Here is a 25,998-nt window from a genome sequence, read left to right as displayed (position 1 = left end):
CCAATGAAAATTCCAGGCTTGAGTCTTGAGCTGCAGCGCCTGTTGGCGCCGGTGCCGACCTGGCACGCCCGCATCACGCTCGCCGACTGGCAGGTCGCGGCCCTGGCGGTGCGCGAGGCCGGTGGCCGGCTGCTGGCCTTGTGGGGCACAACGTCCGCTCCGGGCGTTGCGGTTTGTGCGGCCTATGTGACGGCGGACGGTGTGGTCTGGCTGGAACTGCCGCTGCCAGGCGAGCAGACTTCCTACCCTGATCTGGTGCCGGTCTTCCCGGCAGCCGCCCGTATGCAGCGGACGGTGGCAGATTTGACCGGCCTGCGTGCCGCGGGCGCCGCCGACCAGCGCCTGTGGCTCAACCATGGCGCCTGGCCCGCGGATTATTTTCCCTTGCGCCACGCGACCGAGGCTGGGCAAGATTTTCCTGATGCACAGTTGCTTGATTACGCGTTCGTCCGCGTCGAGGGTGATGGGGTGCATGAGATCGCGGTGGGTCCGGTGCATGCGGGCGTGATTGAACCCGGGCATTTCCGTTTTTCGGTCGTGGGCGAAAAAGTCTTGCGCCTGGAGCAGCGGCTGGGATATACCCACAAGGGCATTGAGCAACGCATGACGCAGCTACCCCCATTGCAGGCGTACCGGCTGGCCGGGCGGGTATCGGGCGATTCAACAGTGGCTTACGCATGGGCTTATGGCATGGCACTGGAAGCGGCGGCAGCCTGTGACATCTCCTCACGCGCATCCCACTTGCGCGCGCTGATGCTGGAGCGCGAAAGGATCGCCAACCATCTGGGCGATCTCGGGGCACTGGGCAACGACGCGGCCTTTGCCTTCGGTCTGTCCCAGTTCTCGCGCCTGCGCGAAGACTGGCTGCGCCTGTCCCACGTTGTGTTTGGGCATCGCCTGATGATGGACTGCGTTGTACCGGGGGGCGTGGCCGGCGACATTGACGGCGCGCACATCGACCGGCTGAACCGGCAATGTGATGTCGTGGAACGCGAAGTGCAGACCCTGCGTGCGGTGTATGACGAGCATGCCGGTGTGCAGGACCGCTTCATGGGCACCGGGAGTGTGAGCCCGGCGCTGGCGGCGCAACTGGGGCTGACCGGTTTGGCTGGACGCGCAAGTGCGCAGGCCTGGGATTTGCGCTGCGACCACCCCGGGCCGCCGTATGAACGCTTGCAGGTGAAGATGGCAACCCAACGTAGCGGAGATGTGGCGGCGCGGGTGGCGGTGCGATTCGACGAGGTGTTTGAGTCGCTGCGACTGATACGGGAGATCCTGGCGGACCTTCCGGCCGGTCCGGTCCGCCAGGTGCTTGCTTTGCCCGATCATGCAAGCCGCGGCGCAGGCTGGGTGGAGGGCTGGCGCGGCGAAATATTTGTGGCACTTGAACTCGATGGTGCGGCCGGCCAGCATCGGATCCGGCGCTGCCACTGCCACGATCCTTCCTGGCAAAACTGGCCGGTACTGGAACACGCCATTATTGGCAATATCGTCCCCGATTTCCCGCTCATCAACAAGTCGTTCAATCTCAGCTATTCGGGGCACGATTTATGATTTGGAGAATAGCCACACAGATCGTCAAAAACGGCATTCGCACGGAGCCAGCGCCCGATGCCAGCGATGCGGTGCGGTTTGAAGCAGGACGGATTCAGGACGATGTGCTGGCCATCCTGGGCCGGGCCCTGAGCATTCGCATGGTGGATGCAGGCTCCTGCAACGGCTGTGAACTGGAGATCAACGCCCTGGGCAACCCTTACTACAACATTGAAGGTTTGGGGATCAAGTTTGTGGCCAGCCCGCGCCATGCCGACATGTTGCTGGTAACCGGGCCGGTATCGCGCAACATGGCGACCGCGTTGCGGCGCACCTTTGAGGCCACGCCCGAACCCAGGCTGGTGGTGGCGGTGGGGGACTGTGGCTGCGATGGCGGCATTTTTGGCGAGAGTTATGCAAGCTGCGGGCCGGTTTCCTGTGTGCTTCCGGTCGATGTTTGGGTGCCGGGGTGTCCGCCTGCACCGATCGAGATTTTGCGTGGCATTCTGACGGCAGTGCGCCGTTGCCGGACAGTGCCGCCTGATCCGGCTCAGTGAGCCTGATCAGCATGCTGCGAGTCTGCCCAGTTTTTCATGCTGTTGAGAACCGGACGCCAGACCGGCAGCGTCAACAGGATGGCCGGCGGCAGGCCGACCAGGTTCGTTTCCAGGTCTTTGGTGAAGCGTTCGCGCGTGTAGCCGCAGCGCTGAAGCAATGCGTGGGCGAAAATGCGCGAGGTAAGCGGCAAATGCATCAAACAGATCCAGAGTGACACGCCGGGCGGATTCATCCTCTAACTGTGGGATGGTCAGACCAGACGCCCCTTGTTAAAGTGCGGCCTGCTTTCTCTGTTTCAAAACCCGTCCCGGCTATCTTAGGCCGCCTCAGCACAGACCATGCCATTCTTTTCCGCCTGCTGGCGTTTGTTGTCCAGCCATGTCAACTGCCGTCGGTTGACCTTTCCGCGTGGCTTGCTGGCTTTTGCTCTGGTGGTTTGTTCGCTGGCCGGCCAGCCAGCGGTGGCCCAGTTCATGGCGGCTCCCGACACCGGGTGGCTGGGCCGACAGGAAGGGGCACGGGTGGTGGTTGACACCTCGGGCGAGCAAACCCTGGAGCAGGTTCTGCAGCGTTTTGCACGTGGGGAGGCGGTGCCTGCCAGTGCAGGGCGCATCATGCCAACCGGCGGCAAAACTGCACTCTGGTACCAGCTGAGCCTGCCTGCCGTCAGCGTGCCGACGCCCTTGGTGCTGGCCGTGCCGCACCCCGGCATGAATCGCGTGGACCTATACCGGCCTGGCGCCGACGGCAACTGGCTTGCGGAGCGTTCGGGTGACTCACTCGCTGTTTCACGCTGGCCCCTGCGCTATCTCCATCCCGCGTTCGAGCTGGTGCAACTGCCGGGGGAAACGCGTGCCAGCTACCTGCGTATCCAGCACAGCCACCCTATCAGTGTGCGCTGGATCTTGTGGAACGCCCGTGATTTCCAGGAGTCCAGCAAGCGCTGGCATTTTCTGCTGGGTGCCTACGCGGGCCTGGTGGCGCTGGTGGTCCTGATCTGTACCGTTAACGCCTATTCGTGGCGCGACTCCATCCATTTTTACTACGCTGCCTACGTGCTGGTGATTGCCTTCGGCCAGCTGTCGCTGACCGGCCTGGCGGGCGAATACTTCTGGCCTGACAACCCCTGGTGGAACGATACGGCTTCCAATGTTTTGCCGGTGACCGGGGCGGTCCTGGGTCATCTTTTCATGCGCCAGCTGGTGGTCGGCAGGGGCGCGCGCTGGGCCACCCGCCTGATGCTGCTCATGGCCATGGCTGGCGCGGTGTTGGCGCTGTGCTTTCTGCTTGTTGGGCGTGATCCTTTTTTTGCGATCAGCGGCCCTTACTACCTGCTCAGTTTTGTGATTTATCTGGGCGTGGCGCTTTGGTACGCCTGGCGTATTCCGCGGGTGGGTCTGTGGGTTCTGGCGGGCATTCTGGCGGTGCTGGCCGGTTCGGTCTTTCCCATCCTGCGCAACATGCAGCTGGTCCCGATATCCTTCATGACGCAGTACGGCGCGCAGCTGGGTGTGGCGCTGGAAATACCGCTGTTGCTGGTGGCCCTTTATTTGCGCAGCCGTGAACGCCGGGACAACCAGGCCCGTGTCGGTGCCATGGCCCGGGTTGATCCCTTGACGGGCGCTGCCAACCACCGCATTGTGGTCGAGCGCCTTCAGCACCTGCTGGCCCATCAGCTGCGCGATCCTTCGGCCGGTGTGGTGTTGCGCGTGAGACTTGGCAATATCCAGCAGATCCGTGACGAGTATGGCCTGCAGGTGGCGCAGATGGCGCTGGTTCACGCCGGTGCGTGCATCACCCAGGTGGCCCGTGAAGGTGACACCGTGGGCCGGCACCGGGACGGAGATTTCATACTGATTCTGGAAAGCCGGGTCACGCGCGAACAGATCTCCGAAATGGGCCAGCGCCTGATCGCACGAGGGCTCGCCCCCAGTGAGCTGTTGCCGCCCGGCGCGGTGCTGCAGCTCAAGGTGGCCATTGCCGCTCCGCCTTTTCGCACAGCGGGTGTGGCGGCGCTGCTGCAGGCGCTGGATACCGTGGTTACCGAGCTGGCGGCCCGGTCGGGCAAGGCCTTGCGTTTTCTGGCCTGAGCGTTCAGGGTTTCATCTCAAACTGTTTCGCGCTGATTTTGGCTTCGTCCAGCAGCCATTGCGTGAACTGCTCCACGGCGTCGTTTTCCGCCAGGGCTGCGCGGCTGCAGAGGTAGTAGCCGCGATCCGTGACCACCGCGGGGCCAAACGGCAGCACGAGCTGGCCCGCCGCCAGCTCGGCTTCGATCAGCCAGGGCTGGATGAGAGTCGCGCCCATGCCCGCGCAGGCTGCGACGATCAGGTTGTTGCCCAGGTCGAACCCCGCGCCCAGCGTGGGCGGCGTGTCCACGCCGCCGACCTTGCTCAGCCACAGCGCCCAGTTGCCCGGGTAGTTGACGTGTTGCAGGAGCGTGACCTTGAGAAGGTCGCGCGGCTGGCGCAGGCCCGCCGCCATGGCCGGTGTGCAGGCGGGCTGGAGCTCGCGCCCCAACAGGTAACGCGCGCGGATGCCGCGCGGCCAGGCCCGTGCCGGGCGCTTCACGTTGATCCACAAATCCACGTCATCGCGTTCAAAGTTCTCGTCGTGGTGGAACTGCCGCAGCTCGATCTCGATGCCGGGGTGCTGCGCGTGGAACTGCGCGAGCCGCGGCACCAGCCAGCGCGTGCAAAGTGTGGGAACCACGCTCACCCGCAACTTGCGTGGCGCGGCACGCACGCCGAACTCGCCGATGGCGTTTTCAAGCCCCGCCACATGGGCTTCCACCAGCGTCTGGAATTCGCGTCCGCGGGGCGTGGGCTGTACCCGGTTGCCCGAGCGGTCCAGCAGCGTGCATTCCAGGCGCTGCTCCAGCCGCAGCACGGCGCGGCTCACGGCCGCTTGGGTCACGCACAGCGCGTCGGCCGCCCGGCGAAAACTGCCCAGCTGGCACACCGCCAGGAAGGCATGCAACTCCGGCAATGAGGGGGATTTGAACCGCATGCCCCGATTACATCAGGTTATCAGCATGGATCAAATTGTCGTTTGCCCCTAACGCCCGGGCTGTCTACGCTCCACCCATCTTCCATCAATCAAGAAAACCGTGATATCACCCGAAGCCTCCCATCCCGCTTTACCTGCGTTACCTGTTCTGGTGCTGCCTCCAGCCGTGCCCGCCATCGCCCTCGTGTGCGACTCGCCGCACAGCGGCACCGACTACCCGGCCGATTTCGATTACACCGTGGACGCCGCCGAACTGCGCAAACTCGAAGACACGCATGTGCACTGGCTGTGGGACGCCGTGCCCCGCGTGGGTGGCACCCTGGTGCACGCGACCTTCCCGCGCAGCTACATCGACCCGAATCGCCATGAGCATGACATCGACGTGGCTATGCTGGCCGACACCTGGCCTGGCGGGGCGGCGCCTACAGCGCGCACCCTGGCGCTGGGCAATGGGCTGGTGTCCAGCCTCACGCCATCGCGCCATTCCATCTACGCACGCCGCTTGCAGGCGCGGGAGGTTGCGCACCGCATTGAGCATTACTGGCGCCCCTACCGGCGCGCGCTGGCGCAGGCGCTGGAGGCCGCTGCCCCTCAAGGCCCGCGCTGGCACCTGAACCTGCACTCCATGCCAAGCAATGTCTACGAGCGGCTTGGCCGTGTGGCGCCCGGGCCGCTGGCCGACGTGGTGCTGGGCGATCTGCACGGCCAGAGCTGCAGTGCCGCCTTTACCGAGCTGGTGGCCGGGGCGTTCCGCCAGCTGGGTTACAGCGTCGCCATCAATGAACCCTACGCGGGCCAGGATCTGCTGCGCGAATTCGGCGAGCCTGCGCGCGGGCATCACAGCCTGCAGATTGAATTTAACCGCGCGATCTACCTGAACGAAAAAACACGCGAACTGCTGCCACGCGCCAACGCCGTGCGCGAGGACGTTGCCGACGTGTTGTGCGACATCGCCGCCCACATTCACAGCGTTACCCCTGCCCATTCCTGATTACCCTTAACGAGGATTCACCATGACCATCTTCCTGCATCGCCGCCGCTTTCTCAGCACCACCTGCGCCTTGGGCAGTGCCATCGCCTTGCCTGCCGCGCTGACCAGCAACGCCCTGGCGGCAGACTGGCCCGCTGCCCAGCCCATCAAGCTGATCGTACCCTCGGCCGCCGGCGGCACGCCCGACCAGACCAGCCGCAAGCTGGCCAACTACCTGCAGGACAAACTCAAGCAATCGGTGACCGTCGAGAACCGCCCCGGCGCGTTAGGCACCATTGCAATGCAGGCGGTGGCCACAGCCAAGCCCGATGGCTACACGCTGGGCTTCGGCAACATCGTGACCATGGCGATCAACTGCAGCCTGGTCCGCAAGATGCCCTACAACCCCGACAAGGACCTGGTGCCAGTGGCAGTGCTCTCGCAGGTGCCCAATGTGCTGGTGGTCCGCCAGGGTTTTCCTGCGACCTCGGTGCGCGACCTGGTCATCGCCGCCAAGAGCCAGCCGGGCCGCTTCAACATGGGCTCGGGCGGCAACGGCACGACCAGCCATCTCAGCGGCGAAATCCTCAAGGATAAGGCCGGCATCAGCTTCAACCACATTCCCTACAAAGGTGCCCCGCAGGCGCAGACAGACCTGGTCGGCGGGCAGATCGATTTCATGTTCGACAACCTGCCGTCCATGCTGAGCGCCATCCAGGCAGGCAGGGTGCGCCCGCTTGCGGTTACCAGCAAACGGCGCTCGGCGATGCTGCCCAATGTGCCGACCATGGAAGAGGCGGGCATTGCAGGCTTCGAGGTGGTGGCCTGGGGCGGCATTGTGGCACCGGCTGGCACACCTCGGCCGGTGATCCTGCGCCTGAACCGCGAGATCAACAATTGGCTGCAGGCGCCTGCGACCAAGGCCGAAATGGCGCAAGTGGGGCAGGTCGCGCTCGGGGGAACGCCCGAGTTTTTCAAGACGCATATCGACAGCGAGGTAAAAAAATGGGGTGACGTGATCCGCAACGCCGGAGTGCAGCTTGATTGAGCGTGCCTTGCCTTCTCGCGTAGACCTGCTGCTGCGTGTCTGCAATTCGTTCCACATCCGGCTGCGCCGATAGGCGCAACTACATACCAAATCACGTCCCAAGGACAAGCATGCTCAGTTCCCATATTCCCGCTACCCAGGTTCTCGCGCACTGGGCTGCCACGGTCCCCAATCAATGGGGTGAATCCACCCTGCGCACGGCAGAGCACTCCCTGGAGGACACCATCGCCGCCATGGTGGCAGGCGCTGGGGACCCGGTTTGCGCTTCAGTACGGGCGGGATTGCGTGCCACGGGACCGGTCCCGGTGGTCGGCAGCAGCACCGGGACTTGTGCCGCTTTCAGTGCGCTGGCCAACGGCACGGCCGCCCATGCGCGGGAGCTGGATGAGATGTTTTTGGTCGCCGGTGGCCATTTTGGCTGCGCCGTGATCCCAGCCATCCTGGCGCAAGCCCACGAGATGGATGCCACGCTGGACGCCGTGCTGGATGCACTGATCGTCGGAAGCGAGGTGATGGCCCGCGTCGGGATGGCGATGGACCGGGCTCATGTCGAAAAAGGCTGGCACGGCACTCAAACCATTGGAGTGATCGCTGCCGCAGTAGCTTGCGGCAGACTGCTTGAGCTGGACGCGGCCAGGATGACGCATGCCCTGAGTCTGGCCGTTTCCATGGCAGCTGGACCCAAGGTCCAGTTCGGCACCGATGCAAAACCCGTACATGCCGGACTGGCGGCTCAAGGCGGTGTCCTGGCTGCATCGCTTGCAGCGTCGGGCGTCACGGGCAGCGATAAAGCCCTGGAAGGCCCGCATGGGTTTGGCGCACTTTATGCAGGGGACTCGGCAGCCGACTGGCAGTCCGTGGCTGCGGTCAACGACGGCCCTCTGGCGATCGACAGCCATGGCCTGTCGTTCAAGCTGTATCCCAACTGCGCGTCCACACACCGCTGCCTGGACGCGTTGCAAGCCCTCGCCACCGAACACCGATTCGGCATGGAGGACGTGGAGCGTGTCGAAACACTGGTCGGGCGCGTCAACCTGGTGAATCTCAAATACCCGGAGCCCCGGGATCCCCGCGAGGCCATGTTTTCCATGCCCTACGCGGTGGCAACGATGCTCCGTTATGGCACGGTCACGTTGGCTGACTTCACGCCGAAAGCGGTGCAAGACGATGTGACCCGACGCCTCATGCCACGCGTCGAAATGCGCCTGGCCTCGACACGCGTGGAAACCGCAACACAGCTGCTTCCCCACACCACAGCCGTGACCTTGAAGGACGGACGACACCTGGAGCGCGTAGTTCACCACGCCAAAGGGTCGTTCCTGAATCCGTTTTCTGCGTTGGAGCGGCAAGTCAAATTCGAACAATGCACAAAGGGCATCCTTCCGGAAGAGCGTTTGGCACCGCTTCGCGATAACCTGGCTCGACCCCAAGGCGTCAAGGTCCGCCAACTGCTCGCACTGCTCCAGTTCGAAGCTCAGATCGATGACGGCACGCGTTTCGGCCGTCTGCCAGGCGCCATTGAATTCAGCCCCTGCTCAGGCAGGGCCATCAACCCCTGATTTTCCCCCTAACGAGGATTCACCATGACCATCATCCTGCATCGCCGCCGCTTTATCAGCACCACCTGCGCCTTGAGCAGTGCCATTGCCTTGCCTGCCCTGGCCCAGGCTCCCGCCCGCTACCCGAGCCGACCCATCACGCTGGTGGTGCCGTTTCCGCCCGGCGGCTCGGTGGACGGCGCGGGCCGTGCCATGGCCGACAGGCTGTCAAAGGTACTCGGGCAAACCGTGATCGTGGACAACAAGGCCGGGGCGGGTGGCACCATCGGCTCCACGATGGTGGCCAAGGCAGCGCCAGACGGCTACACGCTGATCGTCACCTCCCAGACCACGCATGTGGTCAACCCCGCCGTTTCCCCCAGGCTGCCGTATGACGCGGTCAATGACTTCGCCCCCATCACGTTGATCGACCGCCTGGCCAATGTGCTGCTGATCAACCCGTCTTTGCCTGTGAAGAACTTTGCCGAGTTTGTGAAATACGTGAAAGCAAACCCTGGCAAGTTGAACTACGCCTCGTCGGGCAATGGTTCGGTGGCGCACCTGAGCATGGAGTTGCTCAAGGCCAAACTGGGGTTGTTCATCACCCACATTCCGTACCGCGGCGCGGGGCCGGCGCTTGTTGATCTGTTGTCCGGCCAGGTGCACATGACGTGGAACAACCTGACTTCCAATCTCAACCTGATCCAGAACGGTCGCTTGCGTGCACTCGCAGTGGCGTCACCCATCCGTGCGCCGCAAACACCCGACGTGCCGACCTTCGAAGAGCTCAAATTGCCGGAGCTGAACCTCACCTCATGGACAGGCATCGCAGCGCCTGCCAAAACGCCCGAACCTATCATTGCCAAGCTCTACGAGGCGATGCGCAGCATTTTGCGCGACCCCCAGACGCAGGAAGCCTGGCGCACACGCGGCGCGATGGTCCCCGAAGATGTGAAGCCCGCTGAGTACCGCCAGGAAATCCAGCAACGCATCCAGTTCTACCGGAACATCGTCAAGACCCACAAGATCGATCTGGAGTAAGGGGACCGCCAGGCAAGCCGCAATGGTTCCCGCTCTGGCTACTAGCGCACCCGCATGCCGGGCTGGGCGCCCGGCCAGGGCTCCAGCACAAAGATGCCGGGTTGCGCCTTTTCATCAGCGTGGCTGGCGGCCAGCACCATGCCTTCGCTGATGCCGAACTTCATCTTGCGTGGTGCCAGGTTGGCGACCATCACGGTGTGTTTGCCAATCAGGTCTTCAGGCTTGTAAGCGGAGGCAATACCGCTGAAGACATTGCGCATTTTTCCTTCACCCACGTCCAGCGTCAGCCGCAACAGCTTGGTCGAGCCCTCGACGGCTTCGCAATTGACGATTTTTGCGATGCGCAAATCGACCTTGCTGAAGTCGTCGATGGTGATGGCAGGGGCGAGTTCCTCGCCGCCGGGCGTAGTTGCTTCTGCTATTAAATCAGTAGCTACTTGTGCAGGTGTTTCCTGGGCTGGGGGCTCAAACAATGCATCGAGTTGCTTGATGTCGACGCGTTGCATGAGGTGGTGGTACTGACCGATTCTGTGACCAGGCGAAAAACTCTTCGGAACATCTGCAAAAACCAGAGGAGCTACACCAAGAAAGCGCTCTGCTTGTTCTGCCAGGGACGGGAGAATTGGCTTCAGATAGATGGTTAGTAACCGGAAACACTCGATCACAGCAGAACAGACCATGTTGAGCTTAGCGCGAGCCTCAGGCTGTTTTGCTAGCTCCCAAGGCTTGAACGCGTCATACATTGTGTTAACCAGATCCGCAAGTTGCATGATTTTGCGGGTCGCTTTAGCAAACTCTCGAGCTTCGTAAAGAGCTTCTATTTCCTTGCTCTGCGCGCGAACATATGCTGTCACATCCGCGTGGGCGCCAGGGCGAGCATGCTTTGCCGCGTTCAAGACTACTGGCTCGCTCATCTCTATGGCGCTCAGAAGTTGAACCTCGTTTACACCGAGGTCGCCATTAAATATTTTGGCGATAAAGCCGGCAGATCGGCTAGCAATGTTGATGTACTTACCCACCAGGTCGCTGTTCACCCGTGCCATGAAGTCATCGGCATTGAAGTCAATGTCTTCATTGCGCGCATTCAGCTTGGCGGCCAGGTAGTAACGCAGCCACTCCGGGTTCATGCCCAGGCTCAGGTATTTGAGCGGGTCCAGGCCGGTGCCGCGGCTCTTGCTCATCTTCTCGCCGTTGTTGACGGTCAGGAAGCCGTGCACAAACACGTTGTCCGGTGTCTTGCGACCGCTGAAATGCAGCATGGCCGGCCAGAACAGCGTGTGGAAGGTGACGATGTCCTTGCCGATGAAGTGGTACTGCTCCAGGCCGGGGCTGGCCATGTAGGCGTCGTAGCTCTCGCCCCGTTTTTCGAGCAGGTTTTTCAGCGAGGCCAGATAGCCGACCGGTGCGTCCAGCCACACGTAAAAGTACTTGCCCGGCGCGTCGGGAATTTCAATGCCGAAGTAGGGTGCATCCCGCGAGATATCCCAGTCGCCCAGGCCTTCGCTTTGGCTGCCGTCGGGGTTGGTGCGAACGCTGAACCATTCCTTGACCTTGTTGGCCACCTCGGGCTGCAGCTTGCCGTCCTGCGTCCACTTCTCCAGAAAGTCCACGCAGCGTTGGTCGGACAACTTGAAGAAAAAATGCTCCGAATTCTTGAGCACAGGTGTTGCGCCCGACAAAGCTGAATACGGGTTGATCAAATCCGTGGGCGCATACACCGCGCCGCAGTTTTCGCAGTTGTCGCCGTACTGGTCTTTGGTGCCGCACTTGGGGCAGGTGCCCTTGATATAGCGGTCCGGCAGGAACATGTTTTTTTCGACATCAAAAAACTGCTCAATGGTTTTGGTCTCAATCAGCGAGCCCTGCGGGTTGTCGCGCAGATCACGGTAAATCTGGCGTGCCAGCTCGTGGTTCTCCGGCGCGTCGGTCGAGTGCCAGTTGTCAAAGCTGATGTGAAAACCGTCCAGGTAGGGCTTGCGTCCTGCGGCAATGTCGGCCACAAACTGCTGCGGTGTCTTGCCGGCTTTTTCGGCCGCGATCATGATGGGCGCGCCATGCGCGTCGTCGGCACCAACAAAATTCACCGCATGGCCCTGCATGCGCTGGAAACGTACCCAGATGTCGGCCTGGATGTATTCCATGATGTGGCCGATGTGGAAATTACCGTTTGCGTAGGGCAGGGCGGTGGTAACGAACAGCTTGCGCTGCGCTTGCGCTGAGGACATGGATGAGGGCTTCTGACGGGGAAACCGCCTATTTTAGGAGCTATCGCGGCACAATACCCGACATGCTTGTCAATTGCTTCCATACCCTTACCGGCTTTGCCTTCCTGCTGCTCCTGGCCGGCAGCGCCCAGGCCTATGACGCTGAAAACCTGGTCGTGGCCCGGCAGGGTTCCATGCCTGTCATCTTCGCGGTGCCGCACGATGGTGTCGATCCTGTGCCCGGCGTGCCGCCGCGCTCCCAGGGCACGACGGTGCGGGATCTCAATTCGCGGGTGCTCGCTGAGCGCGCGGCGGACCTTATCGAGAAGAGAACCGGCAAGCGGCCCTATCTCGTCGTCGCCAAGTTCAGCCGTAAGTTCGTCGACGCCAACCGCGCCGAGCATGAAGCCCTGGAGTCGCCAGAGGCGTTACCTGCCTACCGGGCCTACCACGTCCACCTGGCCGCTTTCATCGCCGAGGTACGGCAGCGTTACCCGGGCGGAGCGCTGCTGATCGACGTACACGGCCAGGCGAGCGACGCCGGCACCGTGTTCCGCGGCACGCGCAACGGCTGGACCGTCAAGTCGCTGGTAGCAAGGCACGGCGAAGCTGCCATCCTGGGCGAGGCCAGCCTGATCGGCCCGTTCCAGGCCGCCGGTTGGCAGGTCCACCCCACGGAGCCTGGTGCCAAGGAGCACACCAAATACAACGGCGGCAACACCGTGTTTGCCTATGGCAGCAACAACCCGCAGGGCATCGACGCCATCCAGCTGGAGTTCGGCAAGAGCATGCGGGACGACCCGCGTGCGGCGGAAGCCTTCGCCGATGCGGTCATCAGCTTTGAGCGCAAGTACTTGTCCGACTCCAAGTAGCCCTGCCGGCCACTTTGGCCGTGCGACATCGCTACACTGCCCGCAATACACAGAAAGCACTTTTCCCCATGGCAACCCAAGACCAGTTACTACAGGCCCTGCAGGCCGTCGTCGATCCCAACACAGGCAAGGACTTTGTCACCTCGAAGGCCTTGAAAAATCTGCAAGTCAAAGAAGGTGACGTGTCTTTTGACGTGGAACTCGGCTATCCGGCCAAAAGCCAGCTGGCGGGCATCCGCAAGCTGCTGATTGCCGCGGCCAAGGGCGTGGACGGTGTGGGCAACGTGTCGGTCAATGTGAGCTTCAAAATTGCCAGCCACAGCGTGCAGCGCGGCGTGCAGTTGCTGCCCAATGTGAAGAACATCGTGGCCGTGGCTTCCGGCAAGGGCGGCGTCGGCAAGAGCACCACTGCCGTCAACCTCGCGCTGGCGCTGGCCGCCGAAGGCGCACAGGTGGGCCTGCTCGATGCCGACATTTACGGCCCCAGCCAGCCCATGATGATGGGCATCGAGGGCCGGCCCGAAAGTGTGGACGGCAAGAACATGGAGCCGATGGAGAACTACGGCATCCAGGTCATGTCGATCGGGTTCCTGGTGGCCCAGGACGAAGCCATGATCTGGCGCGGGCCTATGGCCACGCAGGCGCTGGAACAACTGCTGCGCCAGACCAACTGGAAAGACCTGGATTACCTGATCGTCGACATGCCGCCCGGCACCGGCGACATCCAGCTCACACTTTCGCAGCGCGTGCCCATGACGGGCGCGGTGATCGTTACCACACCGCAGGACATCGCCTTGCTGGATGCCAAAAAAGGCATCAAGATGTTTGAAAAAGTCGGTGTGCCCATTCTGGGCATCGTCGAGAACATGGCGGTCCATGTGTGCAGCAAGTGCGGCCACACGGAACACATCTTTGGCGAAGACGGCGGCAAGAAGATGGCGGCCGACTACGGCATGAGCTACCTCGGCGCGCTGCCGCTGGACATGCAGATTCGCCTGCAGGCCGACAACGGCCGGCCCACTGTGGTGGCTGATCCGGATGGTGAAGTTGCCGGTATTTACAAGGCGGTGGCGCGCCAGGTGGCCATCACGATTGCCGCCAAGGCGAAAGACTTCTCGGCTAAATTTCCGACCATCACGATATCGAAAAATACCTGAGTCCAGGGATTCAAGGCGCAATTTGACGCTTCTTCCGCGCCACAGGCGCGGAAGGAGTGAGTTTCAGGAATCGGAAGTAAATCCGACCCGCTTGACCAGCGGCCCCCAGCGGTCGAACTCCGCCTTCTGTGAGCGAGCCATCTCTTCTGGCGTGGAACCTTGCGCGATGAGGCCGACCACTGCCAGGCTGTCGATGACGATCTTTTGTTTCAGCGCGGCATTGATTGCGGCGTTGGCACGATTGACCAGCAACGAAGGCGTTCTTGCCGGAGCGTAAAAGCCAAACCACTCCTCCACGGTGAACATCGGAAAGCCCTGCTCGGCAAACGTGGCAACCTCGGGTGAGAACGGTGAGCGCTGCTTGCCCGACGTGGCCAGCAGGCGAATCTTGCCGGCCTTGTGGTTGGGGATGAAATCGCCGCTGGGCGTGACCATGGCCGCTATCTGGCCTGCCACCAGGTCGGTGACGCCGGGAACCGAGCCGCGATAGGGCACGTGCTGGAGTTCCACTCCGCTGTTCAACCCCAACAGTGCGCCGATAAAGTGGGGTGTGGAGCCCGCTGCGGGCGATCCGTAGGAGGCGCCTTTCTGGTTGTCCTTGGCCCATGCGAGGAAGTCCTTGACGGTCTTGACGCTGGCGGGAACGAGCGGGCCCACGGCCAGGCCATGGTGCATGACGGCAGCGACGGACACAGGCACCATGTCCTTGACAGGGTCGTAGCTCAACTTGGTGTAGATGTGCGGATAGATCGACGTGCAGGAAAATGGCGAGAGCGCCAGGACACTGCCGTCCGAGGGAGAGGTCTTGAGTGCGTCCAGCGCGATGCGTCCACCCGCGCCAGGCCGGTTTTCTACGACGGCTGCGTTTTTTGTATAGGGCGAGCCGGCCAGTTTTTCGCCCACGCGGCGTGCCACGCTGTCGCCAGCGCTGCCGGGGGGAAACCCGTAATAGATCTTGACCTGTTCAACAGTCTGGGCGCTGGCGTGCGGAGCAAGCGCGCCCAACAATGCAGAACCAACAGAGGCCTGGAGGATGTGGCGACGGGTACTCATGGTGTTCCTTTCGGGGTGAGTTGTTGGCAAAGAAATAACGCTAAAGCGGTAATTTCAATGCCAGCACCCATGCTGCACTCATATCGCAGGTGGCACAACCTGTGAACAACCCTAGGCCTCGCAGGTCCAGGCTGGTGACCATTCCGGCGGCGTCGCTTTCGCTGCAATGAGGGTGCCACCTCTGCCCAATCGAGCGTCATGGCCGGGTGCCAATGGCCTTGTTCTCGTACAAGCTCAACGGATCCATTACATTGCGCAGATGAATCCACGCTCTCATATTGACGTCGCGGTAGTCATGCGCCGCGAGCGCATAGACAACCGCTGGCAGCCGTGGCGCTGGTCGCTCGCCGATATCGTGCCGCATGAAGAAGGCTTTGGCACGCAGCCGCGATTGCTGCTTAAGGACGACCAGGAAGAGCGCTGGCTGCATCCGGGCTTCAAGGTCGAACTGTTTACCGACGACGCCGAAGGTTATTACCTCAATGTCACCACACCGCAGCCCTGCTTCTGGGTGGTGTGGCGCATGGAAGAAGAGGCGGCGCTGGCCGATGAGCCGGTAGCGGTGCCGCAGACTGTGACGCTGAGTTACCACGACGCCGGCCGCTGGCTGGACGCGCAGGAAACCGTGGAGCAGGTGGCCGCGCCGCGCGACGTGGTGGAGTGGGTGCAGGCCTTTGTGGATGCGCATTACGTGCTCGAAGCCAAGCGTCGGCAGCGACCGCAGAGCTTCAAGCCCCTGCTGGACCGGTTTGGCAATCCGGCAAGGGTGAGCACTGACAAAAAGTTCGGCGGGGGTGGCCATGGCTGAAGAAGCCCGCGGGTTCCTCAGCCGCTGGGCGCGCCGCAAGACCGACGTGCTGCAAGGCAAGCCGCTGGACGAATCGGCACCGGCGCCCGTTCCGGACGCGGCTACGCAGATTGCTCCGGGCGGTGCGGTGGCCCCGACGCCCGAAACGGCTGCGACGGCTCCGGCTGAGGCTTCTGTACCTCTCGAGGAAAAACTGCTCACACTCGACGATGTGAAGCTTCTGGACAAGAACTCCGACTTCAAGCCTTTCATGGCCGGTGATGTGGGGCCCGAAGTGCGCAACGCTGCCATGAAAAAGCTGTTTGCCGATCCGCATTTCAATGTGATGGATGGGCTCGATATCTATATTGACGACTATTCAAAGTCAGATCCCATTCCGGAGTCCATGCTCCGGCAGATGGCGAGCGCCAAGTTTCTCAATTTGTTTGACGACAAGGAGGAGGATGAGAAGGCGGCGCAGACACCTTCACCACGGGAAACTGCGAATAACCCCGCAGATGAAATCGTGGCACAGTCTGATGAAAATCCGGACGTAACCGATCCGGCCGCTTCTCCCAAAGATTCCAGCCAACCCGAGTCCTCTCCAGGCTCCGGCGCCAGCCAAGAACACCATGCCCACACTGATTTGCGACTGCAACCAGACGATGCCCCTCCAGCCCCAGACGCTGGGCGCGGTACTTGATGAAACACTGACCCTGCATTCAACGCTTTGCCGGCGGGAGGCGAGCGCTTTCCAGAAAGCGGTTCAGTCGGGAGATGACGTTGTCGTTGCGTGCACGCAGGAGGCACGGCTGTTTACGGAGCTGGCGCGGCAGACCGAAGGTGCCACTTCCGTCATCAAATTCGTCAATATCCGCGAGACAGGTGGCTGGAGCCGGGACGCTGCCCAGGCCAGCCCCAAAATTGCGGCCCTGCTGGCGATGGCCCATCTGCCTGATGCCGAACCCGTGGCCACCGTGACCTACAAAAGCACAGGCCGTCTGCTCATCATTGGCGAGCTCGACGCGGCCGAACGCGCAGCCGAACTGGTCTCGGATGTATTGGATGTCACGCTGTTCAGCCTGGGGGCTGGCCGCGACGGAGGTCTGCAGGAGCGGCGCTACCCGGTACTCGCCGGCCAGGTCAGGAGCCTGATCGGCTGGCTGGGGGCTTTCGATCTGCATTGGGAGCGCAGCAATGCCATCGACCTGGACCTGTGCACCCGCTGCAATGCCTGTTTGGCCGCCTGCCCGGAAGGAGCGATTGGCTTCGACTACCAGATCGACAACGCACTGTGCAAATCACACCGGGCTTGTGTCAAGGCTTGTGGCGTGGCTGGAGCCATTGATTTCAGCCGTGCGCCCGAAACCTTGAGCGAGAAGTTTGATCTGGTGCTGGATTTACGGGCCACCCCGGCCTTCACACAGCATGCCTTGCCTCAGGGCTACTTTCGTTGGGATGGTCAGGACAGCCGCACCCTGATCGCCTTGCGATCCCTCGTCGGCGAGTTTGAGAAACCAAAATTCTTCAACTACAAGCAAAAGCTCTGCGCTCACAGTCGCAATGAAAAAACTGGCTGCAATGCCTGCATCGATGTCTGTTCGGCTTCCGCGATCAGCAGCCAGCGCGAGCGACAGCAAATTGTTGTCAATCCCAGTCTCTGTGTGGGCTGCGGTGCCTGTACCACGGTGTGCCCCAGTGGTGCACTGACGTATGCCTACCCGCGTCCGGTGGAGCAGGGCACGAAGATCAAGACCCTGCTGGGCACCTATACCCGGGCCGGTGGCAAGCAGGCGGCCTTGCTGCTGCATAGCCAGGAAGCGGGCACGCGCCTGCTGGGTGACCTGGGCCGTCTGGCCCGGCTCGATCCGGCCACGCGCGGCGTGCCGGCGCGGGTCATGCCCCTGGCCTTGTCGCACACCGTTTCGGTGGGCCTGGAGTTGTGGCTCTCGGCCATCGCCTATGGTGCTTCCCAGGTCTGGGTGCTCATGACGGACGAGGAAGCACCGCAGTACCGCGATGCCGTGCGCGAGCAGATGGACGTGGCGCAAGCCATCCTCAGCGGCTTGGGTTACCAGGGTGAGCATTTCCGGATTCTCCAGGCGAAGGACGCGCGCGACCTCGCCGCACTCGACGCCCAGCTACAGGCACCCGCGGCACAGGGTGTTGCTCAGGCGGCTGGCTTTGCCGTGCAGGCCGAAAAACGTGCCACCCTTGAATTTGCGCTGGATCACCTGATGACCCACGCGCCAGCCAAGCCGGAGGCCATTGCATTGCCGGCTGCCGGTGCGCCCCTGGGCTCATTGACCATCAACAAAGATGCCTGCACCTTGTGTTTGAGTTGCGTCAGCGCTTGCCCTGCCAGTGCGCTGCAGGACAACCCGGAACGGCCCCAACTCAAATTCATTGAGAAGAATTGCGTGCAATGTGGCCTGTGTGCCACGACCTGTCCGGAAGACGCCATCACGCTGGAGCCGCGATTGCTGCTGACGGCCGTGCGCAAGGAGGCGCGGGTGCTCAACGAGTCCCTGCCTTACCAGTGCATCCGTTGCAGCAAACCATTCGGCACGCTCAAGGCTATCGAGTCCATGCTCGGAAAGCTCGCTGGTCATGCCATGTTTCAGGGCGCGGCAGCAGACCGGCTGAAGATGTGCAGCGACTGCCGTGTGATCGACATCTATTCCGCTGACAACGAAGTCAAGATCACCGATATTCGATAAGACGTTCAATGCTTTCAATGATTTCCAAGCCATGACCCTGCAAGCCTCACTTGTATCTTCCGACCTCGACGAGGAAACCGCGCGCGCCGAAATTTATGGCTTGTTGTTCGCTCTGTATTACGCGCCGCCTTCTGCCGAACTGTTTGAAAAGCTCAAGGTTGCGGTCACACAGGCACCAGCTGCCGGTGCCCTGCTCGAAGCATCATGGGGTGAGCTGGTGGGTGCCGCGCGCAGGCTGTCCCAGGAGGCCGTCGCCAGGGAATACGATGCGCTGTTTGGCGGCGTAGGCAGGCCGGAGGTTTACCTTTTCGGCTCCCACTACCTGAGTGGGTTCCTCAACGAGAAGCCGCTCGCGGCCTTGCGGACCGATCTCGAGAGCCTTGGCCTGACGCGCGATGAAACCATGGCCGAAACAGAAGACCATATCGCCTATCTTTGCGAAGTCATGCGTTATCTGATTGCCGGCGACGATGTAGAGGTTGCGAATTTGACACGGCAAAGCGAGTTCTTCGCTCACCATCTGCAGCCGTGGGCTGGCGCCTTGTGTGATGCCATCGCGGCTTGCCCGAAGGCGGATTTTTACCGCAGCGTGGCGGGCTTTACGCAAGCCTTCATCCATGTTGAAGCCCAGGGTTTTGACATGCTGGCCTGAGACGCGCCGCTCGCATTCTCAGAATGCGACACTTTTCCGGATGACTGCCGTCCGGATAAATCCAAGACGCCCTATCGTTTTCCCGTAGGCCCCCTGTTGGCGCCCACGAAAGCATTGTCGGCTGTGACTGTCTGACGTAAAGTACGACGATTAGTAAGTATGCAAACCGCTTCATAGCAGCAAGCTTTCTTGGAGACGACCATGCCAGATAGCCAGCCAAAACCCTCGCGCCGGGGTTTCTTTTTCGGCGCCGCCGCGACCGGCGCCGTTGCCGCCGTGGCAGTCGCACTGCCCGGCGTGCAAGCGCCTGAGGTGGCGCTCCAGGAGCCCAAGCCAGCCCCTGAAAAAGGCGGTGGCTACAGCCTCTCGGATCACGTCAAGCGCTACTACTCGACCACGCGCATCTAGTCCAATCCCCGTTTTCCTTCTACGGAGAGCTCCATGCTTCTCACGAAAAAATCCCACGGTATTCACGCGGAACCGTTGCAGCGCGCTGGCTCGGCGCGTTTTGTACAGAGCCTTTCGCGCGGTCTCTCCAACGCCTTGCCGACCATGGACCGCCGCGCGTTTTTGCGGCGTTCCGGTCTGGGTGTGGGTGTTGGCCTGGCAGCCACTCAGCTCACGCTGGTAAAAAAAGCCAAGGCCGCAACGCCGGGGGCGGGAGATGGCACCGGGAAAATTGAAGTCAAACGCACCGTTTGTACCCACTGCTCCGTTGGCTGTGCTGTTGATGCCGTGGTTGAAAACGGCGTCTGGGTGCGGCAGGAGCCGGTGTTCGATTCGCCCATCAACCTCGGTGCCCATTGCGCCAAGGGCGCCGCGCTTCGCGAACACGGCCATGGTGAATACCGGTTGCGGTATCCGATGAAACTCGTGAACGGCAAGTACGAGCGCATCAGCTGGGATACCGCGCTCAATGAGATCACGGCTCGCATGCAGGATTTGCGCAAGACGAGCGGCCCTGATTCGGTTTACTGGGTCGGCTCCTCCAAGCACAACAACGAGCAAGCCTATCTGATGCGCAAGTTCGTGAGCTTCTGGGGAAGCAACAACTGCGACCACCAGGCACGCATCTGCCACTCCACCACGGTGGCCGGCGTAGCCAACACCTGGGGCTACGGCGCCATGACCAATTCGTACAACGACATGCAGAACAGCAAGGTCGCCCTGTACATCGGCTCCAACGCCGCAGAAGCCCATCCTGTGAGCCTGCTGCACATGCTGCATGCCAAGGAAACCGGCTGCAAGATGATCGTGGTCGATCCGCGTTTCACGCGTACCGCAGCCAAGGCCGACGAGTACATCCGTATCCGCTCCGGCTCGGACATTCCGTTCCTGTTCGGCATGCTGTACCACATCTTCAAGAACGGCTGGGAAGACACCAAGTACATCAACGACCGTGTCTACGGCATGGACAAGGTCAAGGAAGATGTGCTTGCCAAATGGACACCAGACAAGGTGGAAGAAGCCTGCGGCGTGCCGGAAGCCCGCGTGTTGATGGCTGCCGAGATGATGGCCAAGAACCGGCCGTCCACCATCGTCTGGTGCATGGGCCAGACCCAGCACACCATTGGTAATGCCATGGTGCGTGCGTCCTGCATTCTGCAATTGGCCCTGGGCAACGTCGGTGTTTCCGGCGGTGGCACCAACATCTTCCGTGGTCATGACAACGTGCAGGGCGCGACCGACGTCGGCCCCAACCCGGACTCGCTGCCCGGTTACTACGGCCTCGCCGAAGGCTCGTGGAAACATTTTGCCAAGACCTGGGGCGTGGACTTTGACTGGATCAAGGGCCGCTACGCATCACCCGCCATGATGGGCAAGCCCGGCATCACGGTGTCGCGCTGGATTGACGGCGTGATGGAGAAAAACGAATTCATCGACCAGGAGTCCAACCTTCGGGGCGTGGTCTTCTGGGGTCATGCGCCCAACTCCCAGACCCGCGGACTGGAGATGAAACGCGCGATGGACAAGCTCGACCTCCTGGTGGTGATTGATCCGTATCCCTCGGCCACAGCCGCCATGGCCGCCATGCCCGGCAAGGCCGAAGACCTCAACCCCAATCGGGCGGTGTACTTGCTGCCGGCGGCGACCCAGTTCGAGACCAGCGGCTCCGTGACCGCCTCCAACCGTTCTCTTCAGTGGCGTGAAAAAGTCATCGAGCCGCTGTGGGAAAGCCGCAGCGACCACATGATCATGCATCAGCTGGCGGAAAAACTCGGGTTCGCCAAAGAGCTGTCGAAGAACTACAAGATGCAAAAGGTCAAGGGCATGGACGAGCCCGTGCCGGAAGACATCCTGCGCGAGATCAACAAGTCGGTCTGGACCATCGGCTACACCGGACAAAGCCCGGAGCGTCTGAAGGCGCACATGCGCAACATGCATCTGTTCGATGTCAAGACGCTGAAATCAAAAGGCGGCAAGGACAAGGAAACCGGCTACGACACCACGGGTGACTACTTTGGCCTGCCATGGCCGTGTTACGGCACCCCCGAGATGAAGCACCCCGGCTCACCCAATCTCTACGACACGTCCAAACACGTGATGGAAGGCGGCGGAAATTTCCGCGCAAACTTTGGTGTTGAACGCGAAGGCAAAAACCTGCTGGCAGAAGACGGCTCCCATTCCAAGGGAGCGGATATCCAGACAGGCTACCCTGAGTTTGATCACCTGCTTGTGAAAAAACTGGGCTGGTGGGACGAACTGACCGACGCCGAAAAGACAGCCGCTGAAGGCAAGAACTGGAAGACCGACTCGTCGGGCGGCATCATCCGGGTGGCCATGAAAAACCATGGTTGCCACCCGTTTGGCAATGCAAAAGCCCGCGCGCTGGTCTGGAATTTCCCCGACGCCATTCCGCAGCACCGCGAGCCGCTGTACGGCAACCGTCCCGACCTCATGGCCAAGTACCCGACACATGACGACAAGAAGGCCTTCTGGCGCTTGCCGACGCTGTACAAAACCATCCAGCAGAAAAACATTGCGGACAAGGTTCACGAAAAATTCCCGCTGATCATGACTTCGGGCCGGCTCGTGGAGTACGAGGGCGGTGGCGAGGAAACCCGCTCCAATCCGTGGCTGGCCGAGTTGCAGCAGGAGATGTTCATCGAGATCAATCCCAAAGTCGCCGCCGAAAAGGGCATACGCAATGGCGAGCGGGCCTGGGTCAGCACCCCGACTGGAGCGCGCATCAACGTCCAGGCCCTGGTGACGGAACGTGTGGGTCCGGACACCGTCTTCCTGCCCTTCCACTTCTCGGGTCGCTGGCAGGGCGCGGACATGCTGGCGTATTACCCGAACGGGGCTGCGCCGGTGGTGCGCGGCGAGGCCATCAACACTGCGACGACTTACGGCTACGACAGCGTGACGATGATGCAAGAGACCAAGACGACCGTATGTAATGTGGAGAGGGCATAACCATGGCACGTATGAAATTTGTCTGTGACGCCGAGCGTTGCATCGAGTGCAACGGTTGCGTCACCGCCTGCAAGAATGAAAACGAAGTCCCGTGGGGGGTCAATCGCCGCCGGGTGGTCACACTCAACGATGGTGTGCCCGGTGAAAAATCAATTTCCGTCGCTTGTATGCATTGCAGCGACGCACCGTGCATGGCTGTTTGTCCCGTCAACTGCTTTTACCGCACCGATGAAGGCGTCGTACTGCATGACAAGGATGTCTGCATTGGCTGCGGTTACTGCTCCTACGCCTGTCCGTTTGGCGCGCCGCAATTTCCGTCGCAGGGCACTTTCGGGGTGCGCGGCAAGATGGACAAATGCACCTTCTGTGCCGGTGGTCCTGAAGCTAACGGCAGCCAGGCCGAGTTCGAGAAATATGGCCGCAATCGCCTGGCCGAAGGCAAGCTGCCGGCCTGCGCCGAGCAGTGTTCAACCAAGGCGCTGATCGCAGGTGACGGCGATGTTGTCGCAGACATCTTCCGCAATCGCGTGGTGCAGCGCGGCAAGGGTGCTGAAGTCTGGGGCTGGGGTACAGCTTACGGGTCCAAGCAGGCGGGCCAACCTCCCGCCAACGGAGTCAAATCATGATGCGCCTTGCATTGCTCACCGTTATCGCCATGGTGCTTGCCGCCTGCGGCGAAAAGCCGCAGACCGCCGCTGGCATCAGAAGCGACGTTCCCGCGTTCCAGGGCACCAGCAACGCGTACAACGCCCCGGGCTGGAAAGCCGGCGACAAGGCCGCCTGGGAGCAGCAGCTCAAGACCCGCGCACAGACCGGCCAGAACGAATACAACCGCGTGAAGTAGGGGAGTTCACATGCAAGGCCCATCGCGAGTTCTGGCAGCAATATTTTTCGCGGCGTCTGGCTGGTCTGCTGGAGTTCTGGCGCAGTCTGCCGCCGCGCCGGTTGCGCCGGTTGCGCCGCCTGCAGCAGTTGCACCGGCCATAGCCGCACCTGCGGGCGGTATCCAGAGCGCCAATATCTTCGAGGTCAAACCCGAAGCGAGTGCTGATCCCAAGTACGCCGAACAGACCAACGGTGAACGCGCCAAGGTTCAGCCCGGCAATAACGCGCCCATGTGGCGCCAGGTCGGCACCGGCGTGACAGGCTACAGCAGCCTGCCCAAAAGCGAGGCGCCCGAAGCCGGCAACCTGATCCAGCCCTTTGTGCAATACCCCGGCTCGCGGTTGACCAATGCCGGTGAAGCCTGGCGGCAGGTGCGCAACAACTGGCTTATTCCCTACGGCGGTTCGCTGCTGCTGATCGTGATCGGTGCCATTGCCCTGTTTTATTTCGGCAAGGGTCGCATCAATCTGCACGGCGCCGAAACCGGCCGCAAGATTGAACGGTTCACACCCTTCGAGCGCTCGGCGCACTGGTCCAATGCGATTGCGTTCTGCATTCTGGCCATCTCCGGCGTCGTCATGGCCTTCGGCAAGTTCTTCCTGTTGCCGGTGATCGGAACCACCCTGTTCGGCTGGCTGACTTATGTGCTCAAGACCATGCACAACTTTGCCGGCCCGCTGTTTGCGGTGTCGCTTGTGATTGTGTTTTTCACTTTTGTCCGCGACAACCTGCCCAGCCGTGGTGACATCGGCTGGCTGCTCAAGGGCGGTGGCCTGCTGTCCGGCAAGGAAGTGCCATCGCACCGTTTCAATGCGGGCGAAAAATTCCTGTTCTGGGGCGGCGTGTTTTTCCTCGGCCTGATCGTGGTGGGCTCGGGACTGGTACTCGACAAACTGGTGCCTGGACTGCTTTATGTACGCGACACCATGCAAGTGGCGCACATGGTGCATGTGGTGGCAACGGTGCTGATGATGGCGCTGTTCATCGGTCATATTTATATTGGCACCATCGGTATGGAAGGCGCCTACGACGGCATGAAAACCGGCTATGTGGACGAGACCTGGGCGAAGGAGCATCACGAATACTGGTATGACGATGTGAAAGCCGGAAAAATCCCGGCCCAGCGTAGCGAGCCCGCGCAGCCCAGCCAGACCGTACAGGCATAACGAGGAGCTTTCGTATGAAGAAACTTTTATTCGCGGGCTTGCTGGCAGCAGCCTCATCGATGGCTCTGGCCAAACTCCCCGCACTGAGTGACGAAGCCAAAGCAAAGGCTGCGGAGACGGCTGCCAAGGCTGCTTGGACCGGCAAGGTCGAGGGCTACCAGCTGTGCAAGGCGCAAGACAAGGTGGCTGCCAGTTACTACAAAACAGCCAAGGCTGCGGGAAAAGAAACCAAGCCTGCAGCGGCAGCGCCTGCCTGCGCAGAGCCGGGGCCGTTTGCCTATGTCCCACCGCAAGCCAAGCCCATCGAGGCGGCAGGAGCTCATTCGCCTGCCGCGACGGCCACCAGCCCGCCCAGTACCAAGCAGCCGGATGCGGTGGTTAACCCCGCCAAAAAACCCTGAGAGCGCGTCCCTCTCAACAAGCCGGCTCCTTGGAGCCGGCTTTTTTGTTGTAGCCTCCAGCCATGCCTTCGCCGACAAACCCTTCGACAACCCCAACGTCAACTCTTTTGCCCCTACCCAGGTTGACGCTTGCGCAGGCGCCGCTGACCTGTGAAATTGACACCGTCAATGAATACGGTGAGCAGCAGAAGGTGTCCATTCCCGCAGAACGTGCCTTGACGGTGTATGTGGATAAACGCGAACTGGTCACCCTGATGACGCTGGGCGCCCACCCCGAGCTGCTTGTGCTGGGTTACTTGCGCAACCAGCGCCTGGTCGCTAACGCGCATGACATCGAGTCCATCACCGTCGACTGGGATGTGGGCGCCGCCGCTGTCAAGACGCGCCACGGTATCGAGGACATCGAGGAAAAAACAGCCAAGCGGGTGGTGACCACCGGTTGCGGACAAGGCAGCGTGTTTGGCGGCCTGATGGACGAGGTGGACCAGATCGTCTTGCCGCCCGACGCTCACATCACCCAGGGGCAGCTTTACGGGCTTATCAATACCATCCGCCTGAAAGAGACCACCTACAAATCGGCGGGTTCTGTGCACGCTTGCGCTCTTTTTGCGAAAACAGCCGGAGAGCCTGAATTACTGCTGTTTGTGGAAGACGTGGGGCGCCACAACGCAATCGACACCATCGCAGGCTGGATGTGGATGCAGGAAAAACCGTCGGTGCGCGAAGCGGAGAAGGTGTTCTACACCACCGGCCGTCTCACCAGCGAAATGATCATCAAATCGGCGCAGATGAATGTGCCGATCGTCGTGTCGCGCAGCGGTATCACGCAGATGGGTCACCAAGTGGCGCAGGCGGTCGGGTTGTGCGCCATCGGCCGCGCGACGAACAAGCGCTTCGTTTGTTACGCCAATGCGCAGCGGCTCAAGTTGGCACCTGAACTGGCTGGCCCCAAACCCCGCAAGGCGGACACGGAGCCCTGAATCTGCC

Annotated in this window: 24 protein-coding genes; 20 read left to right on the top strand and 4 right to left on the bottom strand. The window is 61.6% G+C overall.

Going from position 1 to position 25,998, the window contains the following annotated elements; genetic code table 11:
• The first annotated feature begins 3 nt into the window (after nucleotides 1-3).
• Both B0B52_RS12245 and B0B52_RS12240 read left to right on the top strand, forming a co-directional pair.
• Nucleotides 4-1,554: an NADH-quinone oxidoreductase subunit C gene (locus B0B52_RS12245; RefSeq protein WP_077593918.1), complete on the top strand. Its 1,551-nt coding sequence runs from the start codon at nucleotides 4-6 to the stop codon at nucleotides 1,552-1,554.
• Nucleotides 1,551-2,090, top strand: coding sequence for an NADH-quinone oxidoreductase subunit B family protein (locus B0B52_RS12240; protein ID WP_139351917.1), 540 nt, complete (start codon nucleotides 1,551-1,553; stop codon nucleotides 2,088-2,090). Before B0B52_RS12245 ends, B0B52_RS12240 begins: the two co-directional genes overlap by 4 nt.
• On the opposite strand, the gene B0B52_RS12235 is transcribed toward B0B52_RS12240, so the two are convergent.
• On the bottom strand, nucleotides 2,084-2,287 hold the full coding sequence (locus tag B0B52_RS12235; RefSeq protein WP_077593917.1) for a hypothetical protein: 204 nt from the start codon (nucleotides 2,285-2,287) through the stop codon (nucleotides 2,084-2,086). The two genes, B0B52_RS12240 and B0B52_RS12235, sit on opposite strands and share 7 nt — an antisense overlap.
• 142 nt (nucleotides 2,288-2,429) lie before the next feature.
• Between B0B52_RS12235 and B0B52_RS12230 the strand changes: the two genes are divergently transcribed.
• Nucleotides 2,430-4,181 (top strand): 7TM diverse intracellular signaling domain-containing protein, encoded by a 1,752-nt coding sequence (locus B0B52_RS12230; RefSeq protein ID WP_077593916.1) that lies wholly within the window; start codon nucleotides 2,430-2,432, stop codon nucleotides 4,179-4,181.
• Between the two features lie 4 nt (nucleotides 4,182-4,185).
• On the opposite strand, the gene B0B52_RS12225 is transcribed toward B0B52_RS12230, so the two are convergent.
• Nucleotides 4,186-5,100, bottom strand: coding sequence for a LysR substrate-binding domain-containing protein (locus tag B0B52_RS12225; RefSeq protein WP_077593915.1), 915 nt, complete (start codon nucleotides 5,098-5,100; stop codon nucleotides 4,186-4,188).
• A 100-nt stretch (nucleotides 5,101-5,200) separates the two neighbouring features.
• On the opposite strand from B0B52_RS12225, the gene B0B52_RS12220 reads away from it, so the two are divergent.
• The 4 genes from B0B52_RS12220 (at nucleotide 5,201) to B0B52_RS12205 (ending at nucleotide 9,697) form a co-directional block, all read left to right on the top strand.
• Nucleotides 5,201-6,091: an N-formylglutamate amidohydrolase gene (locus B0B52_RS12220; RefSeq protein WP_077593914.1), complete on the top strand. Its 891-nt coding sequence runs from the start codon at nucleotides 5,201-5,203 to the stop codon at nucleotides 6,089-6,091.
• Between the two features lie 22 nt (nucleotides 6,092-6,113).
• Nucleotides 6,114-7,118, top strand: coding sequence for a tripartite tricarboxylate transporter substrate binding protein (locus tag B0B52_RS12215; RefSeq protein WP_077593913.1), 1,005 nt, complete (start codon nucleotides 6,114-6,116; stop codon nucleotides 7,116-7,118).
• A gap of 110 nt (nucleotides 7,119-7,228) precedes the next feature.
• A complete protein-coding gene (locus B0B52_RS12210; protein ID WP_077593912.1) occupies nucleotides 7,229-8,677 on the top strand; it encodes an MmgE/PrpD family protein in 1,449 nt (482 codons plus the stop codon).
• A gap of 24 nt (nucleotides 8,678-8,701) precedes the next feature.
• Complete coding sequence (locus B0B52_RS12205) at nucleotides 8,702-9,697, top strand: tripartite tricarboxylate transporter substrate binding protein (RefSeq protein WP_139351916.1); 996 nt, start codon at nucleotides 8,702-8,704, stop codon at nucleotides 9,695-9,697.
• A gap of 41 nt (nucleotides 9,698-9,738) precedes the next feature.
• On the opposite strand, the gene metG is transcribed toward B0B52_RS12205, so the two are convergent.
• Nucleotides 9,739-11,922: a methionine--tRNA ligase gene (metG, locus tag B0B52_RS12200; protein ID WP_077593911.1), complete on the bottom strand. Its 2,184-nt coding sequence runs from the start codon at nucleotides 11,920-11,922 to the stop codon at nucleotides 9,739-9,741.
• Between the two features lie 62 nt (nucleotides 11,923-11,984).
• Here metG and B0B52_RS12195 point away from each other — a divergent pair, with 62 nt between their 5' ends.
• Nucleotides 11,985-12,773 carry an N-formylglutamate amidohydrolase gene (locus B0B52_RS12195; RefSeq protein ID WP_077593910.1) on the top strand — a complete coding sequence of 263 codons (789 nt, stop codon included), beginning with the start codon at nucleotides 11,985-11,987 and terminating at the stop codon, nucleotides 12,771-12,773.
• Nucleotides 12,774-12,841: 68 nt separating this feature from the next.
• A complete protein-coding gene (apbC, locus tag B0B52_RS12190; protein ID WP_077593909.1) occupies nucleotides 12,842-13,930 on the top strand; it encodes an iron-sulfur cluster carrier protein ApbC in 1,089 nt (362 codons plus the stop codon).
• A gap of 63 nt (nucleotides 13,931-13,993) precedes the next feature.
• Here the strand turns inward: apbC and B0B52_RS12185 are convergent, their stop codons facing one another.
• On the bottom strand, nucleotides 13,994-14,983 hold the full coding sequence (locus B0B52_RS12185) for a Bug family tripartite tricarboxylate transporter substrate binding protein (RefSeq protein WP_077593908.1): 990 nt from the start codon (nucleotides 14,981-14,983) through the stop codon (nucleotides 13,994-13,996).
• A gap of 259 nt (nucleotides 14,984-15,242) precedes the next feature.
• On the opposite strand from B0B52_RS12185, the gene B0B52_RS12180 reads away from it, so the two are divergent.
• From B0B52_RS12180 to B0B52_RS12130, 11 genes are all read left to right on the top strand, one after another.
• Nucleotides 15,243-15,791 carry a DUF3305 domain-containing protein gene (locus tag B0B52_RS12180; protein WP_077593907.1) on the top strand — a complete coding sequence of 183 codons (549 nt, stop codon included), beginning with the start codon at nucleotides 15,243-15,245 and terminating at the stop codon, nucleotides 15,789-15,791.
• Nucleotides 15,784-16,473, top strand: a complete 690-nt coding sequence (locus tag B0B52_RS12175; RefSeq protein ID WP_077594093.1) for a DUF3306 domain-containing protein — start codon at nucleotides 15,784-15,786, stop codon at nucleotides 16,471-16,473. The genes B0B52_RS12180 and B0B52_RS12175 overlap by 8 nt, the downstream gene beginning before the upstream one ends.
• Nucleotides 16,403-18,490, top strand: coding sequence for a 4Fe-4S binding protein (locus B0B52_RS12170; RefSeq protein WP_139351915.1), 2,088 nt, complete (start codon nucleotides 16,403-16,405; stop codon nucleotides 18,488-18,490). The genes B0B52_RS12175 and B0B52_RS12170 overlap by 71 nt, the downstream gene beginning before the upstream one ends.
• Before the next feature lie 31 nt (nucleotides 18,491-18,521).
• On the top strand, nucleotides 18,522-19,142 hold the full coding sequence (locus tag B0B52_RS12165; protein WP_077593905.1) for a molecular chaperone: 621 nt from the start codon (nucleotides 18,522-18,524) through the stop codon (nucleotides 19,140-19,142).
• Nucleotides 19,143-19,343: 201 nt separating this feature from the next.
• Nucleotides 19,344-19,550 carry a formate dehydrogenase gene (locus B0B52_RS12160; RefSeq protein WP_077593904.1) on the top strand — a complete coding sequence of 69 codons (207 nt, stop codon included), beginning with the start codon at nucleotides 19,344-19,346 and terminating at the stop codon, nucleotides 19,548-19,550.
• Between the two features lie 33 nt (nucleotides 19,551-19,583).
• On the top strand, nucleotides 19,584-22,559 hold the full coding sequence (locus tag B0B52_RS12155) for a formate dehydrogenase subunit alpha (protein WP_077593903.1): 2,976 nt from the start codon (nucleotides 19,584-19,586) through the stop codon (nucleotides 22,557-22,559).
• Nucleotides 22,560-22,561: 2 nt separating this feature from the next.
• Nucleotides 22,562-23,185, top strand: coding sequence for a formate dehydrogenase FDH3 subunit beta (gene fdh3B, locus B0B52_RS12150; RefSeq protein ID WP_077593902.1), 624 nt, complete (start codon nucleotides 22,562-22,564; stop codon nucleotides 23,183-23,185).
• Complete coding sequence (locus tag B0B52_RS12145) at nucleotides 23,182-23,403, top strand: hypothetical protein (protein WP_077593901.1); 222 nt, start codon at nucleotides 23,182-23,184, stop codon at nucleotides 23,401-23,403. Before fdh3B ends, B0B52_RS12145 begins: the two co-directional genes overlap by 4 nt.
• Before the next feature lie 10 nt (nucleotides 23,404-23,413).
• Nucleotides 23,414-24,610: a formate dehydrogenase subunit gamma gene (locus B0B52_RS12140; RefSeq protein WP_077593900.1), complete on the top strand. Its 1,197-nt coding sequence runs from the start codon at nucleotides 23,414-23,416 to the stop codon at nucleotides 24,608-24,610.
• A gap of 14 nt (nucleotides 24,611-24,624) precedes the next feature.
• Nucleotides 24,625-25,011 carry a hypothetical protein gene (locus tag B0B52_RS12135; protein ID WP_077593899.1) on the top strand — a complete coding sequence of 129 codons (387 nt, stop codon included), beginning with the start codon at nucleotides 24,625-24,627 and terminating at the stop codon, nucleotides 25,009-25,011.
• A 62-nt stretch (nucleotides 25,012-25,073) separates the two neighbouring features.
• On the top strand, nucleotides 25,074-25,991 hold the full coding sequence (locus B0B52_RS12130) for a formate dehydrogenase accessory sulfurtransferase FdhD (protein WP_077593898.1): 918 nt from the start codon (nucleotides 25,074-25,076) through the stop codon (nucleotides 25,989-25,991).
• Nucleotides 25,992-25,998: the final 7 nt, after the last annotated feature.

The sequence above is a fragment of the Polaromonas sp. A23 genome, from assembly GCF_002001015.1.
Classification (GTDB): Bacteria; Pseudomonadota; Gammaproteobacteria; order Burkholderiales; family Burkholderiaceae_C; genus Polaromonas.
This window is presented reverse-complemented; position numbering and strand designations above follow the sequence as displayed.

Excerpts from the sequence above, each read along its gene's own strand:
- B0B52_RS12245 (WP_077593918.1), top strand. The coding sequence starts at position 4 with ATGAAAATTCCAGGCTTGAGTCTTGAGCTGCAGCGCCTGTTGGCGCCG.
- B0B52_RS12240 (WP_139351917.1), top strand. The coding sequence starts at position 1,551 with ATGATTTGGAGAATAGCCACACAGATCGTCAAAAACGGCATTCGCACG.
- B0B52_RS12235 (WP_077593917.1), bottom strand. The coding sequence starts at position 2,287 with ATGCATTTGCCGCTTACCTCGCGCATTTTCGCCCACGCATTGCTTCAG.
- B0B52_RS12230 (WP_077593916.1), top strand. The coding sequence starts at position 2,430 with ATGCCATTCTTTTCCGCCTGCTGGCGTTTGTTGTCCAGCCATGTCAAC.
- B0B52_RS12225 (WP_077593915.1), bottom strand. The coding sequence starts at position 5,100 with ATGCGGTTCAAATCCCCCTCATTGCCGGAGTTGCATGCCTTCCTGGCG.
- B0B52_RS12215 (WP_077593913.1), top strand. The coding sequence starts at position 6,114 with ATGACCATCTTCCTGCATCGCCGCCGCTTTCTCAGCACCACCTGCGCC.
- B0B52_RS12210 (WP_077593912.1), top strand. The coding sequence starts at position 7,229 with ATGCTCAGTTCCCATATTCCCGCTACCCAGGTTCTCGCGCACTGGGCT.
- B0B52_RS12205 (WP_139351916.1), top strand. The coding sequence starts at position 8,702 with ATGACCATCATCCTGCATCGCCGCCGCTTTATCAGCACCACCTGCGCC.
- metG (WP_077593911.1), bottom strand. The coding sequence starts at position 11,922 with ATGTCCTCAGCGCAAGCGCAGCGCAAGCTGTTCGTTACCACCGCCCTG.
- B0B52_RS12195 (WP_077593910.1), top strand. The coding sequence starts at position 11,985 with ATGCTTGTCAATTGCTTCCATACCCTTACCGGCTTTGCCTTCCTGCTG.
- apbC (WP_077593909.1), top strand. The coding sequence starts at position 12,842 with ATGGCAACCCAAGACCAGTTACTACAGGCCCTGCAGGCCGTCGTCGAT.
- B0B52_RS12185 (WP_077593908.1), bottom strand. The coding sequence starts at position 14,983 with ATGAGTACCCGTCGCCACATCCTCCAGGCCTCTGTTGGTTCTGCATTG.
- B0B52_RS12180 (WP_077593907.1), top strand. The coding sequence starts at position 15,243 with ATGAATCCACGCTCTCATATTGACGTCGCGGTAGTCATGCGCCGCGAG.
- B0B52_RS12175 (WP_077594093.1), top strand. The coding sequence starts at position 15,784 with ATGGCTGAAGAAGCCCGCGGGTTCCTCAGCCGCTGGGCGCGCCGCAAG.
- B0B52_RS12170 (WP_139351915.1), top strand. The coding sequence starts at position 16,403 with ATGCCCACACTGATTTGCGACTGCAACCAGACGATGCCCCTCCAGCCC.
- B0B52_RS12165 (WP_077593905.1), top strand. The coding sequence starts at position 18,522 with ATGACCCTGCAAGCCTCACTTGTATCTTCCGACCTCGACGAGGAAACC.
- B0B52_RS12160 (WP_077593904.1), top strand. The coding sequence starts at position 19,344 with ATGCCAGATAGCCAGCCAAAACCCTCGCGCCGGGGTTTCTTTTTCGGC.
- B0B52_RS12155 (WP_077593903.1), top strand. The coding sequence starts at position 19,584 with ATGCTTCTCACGAAAAAATCCCACGGTATTCACGCGGAACCGTTGCAG.
- fdh3B (WP_077593902.1), top strand. The coding sequence starts at position 22,562 with ATGGCACGTATGAAATTTGTCTGTGACGCCGAGCGTTGCATCGAGTGC.
- B0B52_RS12145 (WP_077593901.1), top strand. The coding sequence starts at position 23,182 with ATGATGCGCCTTGCATTGCTCACCGTTATCGCCATGGTGCTTGCCGCC.
- B0B52_RS12140 (WP_077593900.1), top strand. The coding sequence starts at position 23,414 with ATGCAAGGCCCATCGCGAGTTCTGGCAGCAATATTTTTCGCGGCGTCT.
- B0B52_RS12135 (WP_077593899.1), top strand. The coding sequence starts at position 24,625 with ATGAAGAAACTTTTATTCGCGGGCTTGCTGGCAGCAGCCTCATCGATG.
- B0B52_RS12130 (WP_077593898.1), top strand. The coding sequence starts at position 25,074 with ATGCCTTCGCCGACAAACCCTTCGACAACCCCAACGTCAACTCTTTTG.